We start from the raw sequence: 797 nt of genomic DNA, 5'->3' as shown, positions 1-797 counted from the left end.
GGAGCTGACTTTACAGGAACGGGAGGTTTACCAACCCCAGTCTATCAGAGTGGAGGAGCCGACTTAGATTTAGAAGGTGACTTAGAGGATTTAGCCGTAGGAGCAGGAACGATTGTTTACACAGCGACCTATGCAATTACTCAATCAGATATCGATGCAGGTGTTGTGACTAACCAAGCAACGGCAACAGGGAATGATCCACAAGGTGGGACAGTTACTGATGATAGTGATGATCCAAATGATCCAACCGATACAGATAACAATGGAGATGGAGAACCAGATGATCCAACAGATACAGTTATTCCACAGAATCCAATGATAAGTATTGATAAGACCAGTAGTTTAGATTTAGGAGCAGATGGTGTTGTAAGTGTAGGAGATATTATCACCTATACATATACAGTAAGCAACACAGGAGATGTGACATTATTTGATGTTACCGTTGTAGAAGATGGAGCTGACTTTACAGGAACGGGAGGTTTACCAACCCCAGTCTATCAGAGTGGAGGAGCCGACTTAGATTTAGAAGGCGACTTAGAGGATTTAGCCGTAGGAGCAGGAACGATTGTTTACACAGCGACCTATGCAATTACTCAATCAGATATCGATGCAGGTGTTGTGACTAACCAAGCAACGGCAACTGGAAATGATCCACAAGGTGGAACAGTGACTGATGATAGTGATGATCCAAATGATCCAACCGATACAGATAACAATGGTGATGGAGAACCAGATGATCCAACAGATACAGTTATTCCACAGAACCCAATGATAAGTATTGATAAGACCAGTAGTTT

General features: G+C 42.7%; 1 pseudogene. It reads left to right on the top strand.

The window, feature by feature from the left end:
* Window positions 1-797, top strand: a pseudogene (locus Q0893_RS19485) (hypothetical protein); the annotation flags it as partial.

It is taken from the genome of uncultured Psychroserpens sp., from assembly GCF_947494225.1.
GTDB lineage: Bacteria > Bacteroidota > Bacteroidia > Flavobacteriales > Flavobacteriaceae > Psychroserpens.
The sequence above is the reverse complement of the archived record's forward strand: the minus strand, read 5'-3'. Positions and strand labels throughout refer to the sequence as shown.